The organism is Planomonospora algeriensis, assembly GCF_977012225.1.
In genome coordinates this window covers 1-5,123 of the sequence record NZ_CDRNDK010000438.1, presented here as the reverse complement: position 1 = coordinate 5,123, position 5,123 = coordinate 1, and the positions used below count along the sequence as shown (strand labels likewise).

Below are 5,123 nucleotides of genomic sequence, written 5' to 3'. Positions count from 1 at the left end.
CGCGCGGCGGCGGGCGGCGCGACGCCGCGCAGCACGGCGCCGGCGGCCAGCAGGACGGCCATGACCAGCAGGAAGAGCCCGAAGCCCGCGCCGGTGATCATCAGCAGGGTGCGGGCCACGTCCACGGCGGGGGACAGGGCGGCGTCGGCGGAGGAGGAGCCGGAGTGCAGGGGCGGGAGGGCGACGGAGCCGGCCACGCTCATTCCGGCGCCGGTGAGCGCGAGGGCGCTGTTGGCGTACATCTCAGGCACCTCCGGCGATCGTCCGGAGGACGGGGGCGGAGAGCGGAGCGCACGGCGGAAGCGCGGAGCAGGCGGGCATGGCAAGGACTCCCACGACGAAGAAGAACCCGGACGCTTCGGCGGAAGGACGTCAGATGACGACTGGGTTCGGTCTCGCCATTGGCTCCCCGGAACGGCTAGGCGGCCGAATTCCTACGTGCGCCGTCAAGCGCCGTTGAGGCCGTCCCGGATCATCGCGTACCCGATGAACGCCGCAGGCATATGCCCCTGCCTGCGGCTTCCCGGTCACACTAACTGTCCGTCACAAAAATGGCAAACTGAACGTCAAAGATGTTACGTAGTGTGATACTCACATACAGTTACAAAATAGGATCTTCTTCGCTTATAGCGACATCTCACTCGCATTCCCCTCAGGTCCGGGGAACCGGCGGCCGGGCCCGCGCCCCGCCCTGCCCGCCGTACCGTCCTGCCCGCCGTACCGTCCTGCCCGCGGTACCGTCCGGCGCGCCTACGGGGTGACGACGCCGCGGCCGACCAGCTCGCCGCGCTCCAGCCGCCGGTAGACCTCGGCGGCCTCGTCCAGGGTGAAGACGGTGACTGCGGGCCGGATGAGCCCGCGGGCGGCCAGGTCGAGGACCTCGACCAGTTCGGGCCTGCTGCCCCAGTAGGTGCTCTGCACCGAGACCTCGTACGGCGGGGAGAAGAACGACAGGGGCAGCGTGCCGCCGCCGATCCCGACGACGGTGATGTCGCCCAGCACGCGGACGACCGCGACCGCCAGGGCCAGCGTGGCGTCCGCGCCGACGAAGTCCAGCACCACGTCCGCGCCCCGGCCGCCGGTGGCCGTACGGATCTCCCCGGCGGCGCCGTCCCCGGACGGGACGGCCAGGTCGGCGCCGGACTCCAGCGCCTGGCGGAGCGCCTCGGCGCGGGTGTCGACGGCGACGATCCGCGCGGCAGTGGTGGCCTTGAGGATCTGCACGGCCAGGTGGCCCAGCCCTCCGGCGCCGATGACCACGGCCGTGGCGCCCGGCGCCAGCTTCGGCCAGGAGCGGCGGATCGCGTGGTAGGGCGTCAGGGCGGCGTCGGTGAGCGGCGCGGCCGCGACCGGGTCCAGCCCCGCGGGCAGCGGGACCAGCAGGCGCGAGTGCGGGACGAGCATGTACTCGGCCATGCCCCCGTCGGCCCCGAGCCCGCCGCCGCCCCCGGCACCGGTGCGCCCGCCGGGTTCTCGCAGTAGGTCTCGATCCCGGCCTGGCAGCGCGGGCACACCCCGCAGCCCCACGGCCCGTACACCGCCACCGGCTGCCCCGCCTCCAGGCCGGTGACCCCCTCGCCGAGCGCGTGGACCCGGCCGGCGTTCTCGTGGCCGAGGGTGAAGGGCGGGTCCCAGGGCAGCGCCCCGGGCTCGAAGTCGCGCATCAGGTGCAGGTCGGAGTGGCAGGCGCCCGCGCCCTCGACCCGGATCACCACCTGCCCCGGCCCGGGCTCCGGGTCGGGCACCTCCACCAGCTCCGGACCGGACTTCCAGCCGGGCAACCGCAGCGCGCGCATCGCGGCCTCCTTCCGTCCCCGGTTCTCCCTACCCTCCGCGCCGTACCGGGAGTCATGCCCCGCGCCGCGGATGCGGGACCAGGGCGGCGGGCGCTCAAGCGGTGGGACAGCGGGCGGCGGGGTGGCCGGTGCGCCCGCTCAGGCGGCGAGGCGGTGCGTGCCGGCGGCCGAGCCCTTGGCCTTGAGGGTCATCACGAAGGCCAGCACCTTGGCGATGGCGCCGTACATCTCGGCGGGGATCTCCTGGCCGATGTCGCAGCTGGAGTGCAGCGCGCGGGCCAGCGGGACGTCCTGGACCATCGGGATGCGGTTCTCGGCGGCGATCTCACGGATCTTCGCCGCGATGGTGCCCGAGCCCTTGGCGACCACCCGGGGGGCGCCCTTGGACGGGTCGTAGCGCAGCGCCACCGCGACGTGGGTGGGGTTGACCAGGACCACGTCGGCCGTGGGGACGTCGGCCATCATGCGGTTGCGGGCCATCGCCTGCTGGCGGGCGCGGATCTGCCCCTTGACGTGGGGGTCGCCCTCGGAGCGCTTGTACTCCTCCTTGACCTCCTGCTTGGTCATCCTCAGCTGCTTGCCGATGCGGCGGCGCGCCATCGCGTAGTCGGCGGCGGCCAGCGCCAGGCCGGTCGCGCCCGCGAAGCGCATCAGCGACAGGATCGCGTCGCCGGCGCTGGACAGCAGCACGCCCAGGGGCAGGGAGCCGGAGGCCAGCAGGATCGGGATCAGGTCGCGGATGGCCATGTAGGCGATGCCGGTCAGCGTGGCGGTCTTCATCAGCGCCTTGGCGCTCTCCCACAGCGCCTGCTCGCCGAACATCCGCTTCAGGCCCTGCAGCGGGTTGAGCTTCTTGAACTGCGGCTTGAACAGCTTGGTGGCCGGCTTCAGGCCGCCCTGGCCCGCGGCGGCGGCGATGGTGATGACCACGGTGGCGGCCGCGATCGGCGCGACGGCCAGCATGGCGTCGCCCAGGCCGGAGATGAGGATCTGCAGCCCCAGCGCCGGGTCGGGGTTCTCGATGACCTCGCCCACCCGGAGCATGACGGCCTCGGCCGCCTCGACCGAGTCCTCCAGCACCATCGGCATGAGCACGCCCGCCGCCAGCATCGACGCCCACGCGCCGAAGTCCGGCGTCCGGGCGATCTGCCCTTCCTTCTGCGCGTCCTGCTTCTTCTTCGCTGTGGGCTGCTCGGTCTTCTCGCCACCGCCTCCGCCGCTCATCCGTTCGCCAGTCCCGTCATCATGCGCACCGCGCGGTCGGTCAGCCCGTCGATCACGCCGGGCAGCACCGAGATGGCGATGCCGGCCAGGGCCAGGGTCAGGAAGATCTTCACCGGGAATCCGAGGGAGAAGGCGTTCAGGGCCGGGGCGGCCTTGCTGAGCAGGCCGAGCGCGAGGTCGGCGATGAACAGCACCGCGATGATCGGGCCGGCGATCTGCAGGGCGGAGACGAACAGGTCGGCCAGGCCGCCGGTGATCAGCTCGCTGAGGGTCTCCAGCGACAGGGCGCCGTCCAGCGGGAGCAGCCGGTAGGTCTGGGTGAAGCCCAGCAGCACGAACTGGTAGCCGCCGCTGACCAGCAGCAGCGTGGTGCAGAGCAGGCCGTAGAACTTGCCGAACACCGAGTTGGACGACATCGATATCGGGTCGAAGGCGGTGGCCAGGGAGAAGCCGCCGAAGATGTCGAGGAGGTCCCCGGCGGCCTGGACCGCGGCGAAGACCATGGCGGTCAGGAAGCCGAGGGCGACGCCGACGACGGCCTGCTCGGTGGCGACGACCAGCATGGCGGCGGGGGAGACGTCGGAGATCTGGGCGGCCAACTTGGGGGCCAGCGGGAGGGCGATCGCGACCGCGAGCAGCGCCTTGATCTGGCCGGGGATCGCCTTGTTGTTGAACGGCGGGCTGATCAGCAGCCAGGCGGCCGACCGGACCGAGGCCAGCAGCAACGCGACCAGCGTGGTCTCCGAGAGCATCCCCTCCACGGGCTCAGCCGCCGTGGATGAGCTGCGGGACCTGGTCGAACAGCTGCGTGGTGAAGGCCACCATCTCGTGCAGCATCCAGTTGCCGCTGAAGATGAGGGCCACGCACACCCCGGCCGCCTTGGGCACGAAGGAGAGGGTGACCTCCTGGATCTGGGTCACCGACTGGAAGAGCGAGATGACGAAACCGATGAGCAGCGCGGTCACCAGGATCGGGGCGCCCAGCTTGGTGGCGAGCATCATGGCCTGGGTGCCGATGTGCAGCACCTGGGTGTCGGTCACGGTCGTGGAGGTCCTTACCTGGAAGCCGGGCTACTGGTAACTGCCGACCAGGGACGTCACGATGAGTCCCCAGCCGTTGACGAGCACGAAGAGCAGGAGCTTGAAGGGCATCGCCACCGTGACCGGCGGGAGCATCATCATGCCCATCGACATCAGGGCGGCCGAGATGACCAGATCGATGATGAGGAACGGCACGTAGATGACGAACCCGATGATGAACGCGGCCCGCAGCTCCGACAGGACGAACGCCGGGATGAGCGTGGTCATCGGCACCGCGTCGGCGTTGGCCGGCTTCGGCTGGTCGGCGATCTTGGTGAAGAGCGCCAGGTCGTCCTTGCGGGTGTGCTTGGTCAGGAACTCCCGCACCGCCGGGGTGCCGGCCTCGACGGCCTGGGAGACGCTCTTCTCGCCCTTGAGGTAGGGCTGGATCGCCTTGTCGTTCACGTCCGAGGCGACGGGGCCCATGATGAACAGGCTGATGAAGATCGCCAGGCCGGCCAGCACCTGGTTCGGCGGGACGCTGGCCAGGCCCAGCGCGTTGCGGGTGATGCTCAGCACCACGAAGATCTTGGTGAAGCTGGTGCAGAGCAGCAGGATCGCCGGCGCCACGGACAGCACCGTCAGGCCCAGCATGAGGACGATCGACTGGCTGGGCTTGCCGCCCACGCCGTTGAGGTCGATCGTCACCGAGTCCTTGCCGGGGCCGGTCGTGCCCTTGGGGCCGGACGGACCGGACGGGGTGGGCGAGGCCAGCGGGGCGAGCGCGACGGAGGCCGTACCGGCGGCTGTGGCGGAGGCGGAGGCGGTGGCCCCGGCCGCGACCGCGGGCCGTACCGGGTGGGTGGCCGCGGACGCCGCCGACGCGCCGAGCACGAGCGTGCCGGCCACGGCCAGGCCGGTCAGGGCCAGGCTGAGGATGCGCTTCATCAGTTGCGAGCCGTCCGTTCGCGCAGGATTTCCAGGGCGGTCTTCCAGGTCCGGGGCGAGAGCGCCGAACCGGTCAGGGCGCCGGGGCGGGCGGCTCGGCGCCGGTGCCGGTGGGGCGCTCTTCGCGCCGGAACG

The 5,123-nt window shown here is 71.6% G+C and carries 7 protein-coding genes; all 7 read right to left on the bottom strand.

Annotated elements, in window-relative coordinates:
- On the bottom strand, positions 1-242 hold a 242-nt coding region (locus ACWJ6R_RS29715), incomplete at its 3' end, for a hypothetical protein (protein ID WP_449065398.1).
- A 508-nt stretch (positions 243-750) separates the two neighbouring features.
- Positions 751-1,404 (bottom strand): zinc-binding dehydrogenase, encoded by a 654-nt coding sequence (locus ACWJ6R_RS29710; protein ID WP_449065397.1) that lies wholly within the window; start codon positions 1,402-1,404, stop codon positions 751-753.
- Positions 1,317-1,796: an alcohol dehydrogenase catalytic domain-containing protein gene (locus tag ACWJ6R_RS29705; protein WP_449065396.1), complete on the bottom strand. Its 480-nt coding sequence runs from the start codon at positions 1,794-1,796 to the stop codon at positions 1,317-1,319. The genes ACWJ6R_RS29710 and ACWJ6R_RS29705 overlap by 88 nt, the downstream gene beginning before the upstream one ends.
- A gap of 138 nt (positions 1,797-1,934) precedes the next feature.
- The gene (locus ACWJ6R_RS29700) at positions 1,935-3,020 is read right to left on the bottom strand and encodes an EscU/YscU/HrcU family type III secretion system export apparatus switch protein (protein WP_449065395.1); all 1,086 of its coding nucleotides are present in this window, start codon (positions 3,018-3,020) and stop codon (positions 1,935-1,937) included.
- The gene (locus ACWJ6R_RS29695) at positions 3,017-3,772 is read right to left on the bottom strand and encodes a flagellar biosynthetic protein FliR (RefSeq protein ID WP_449065394.1); all 756 of its coding nucleotides are present in this window, start codon (positions 3,770-3,772) and stop codon (positions 3,017-3,019) included. Before ACWJ6R_RS29695 ends, ACWJ6R_RS29700 begins: the two co-directional genes overlap by 4 nt.
- Before the next feature lie 13 nt (positions 3,773-3,785).
- The gene (fliQ, locus tag ACWJ6R_RS29690; RefSeq protein WP_307827808.1) at positions 3,786-4,061 is read right to left on the bottom strand and encodes a flagellar biosynthesis protein FliQ; all 276 of its coding nucleotides are present in this window, start codon (positions 4,059-4,061) and stop codon (positions 3,786-3,788) included.
- Between the two features lie 30 nt (positions 4,062-4,091).
- Entirely contained in the window at positions 4,092-4,988 is an 897-nt protein-coding gene (fliP, locus tag ACWJ6R_RS29685; protein ID WP_449065393.1) for a flagellar type III secretion system pore protein FliP, read from the bottom strand.
- Positions 4,989-5,123: the final 135 nt, after the last annotated feature.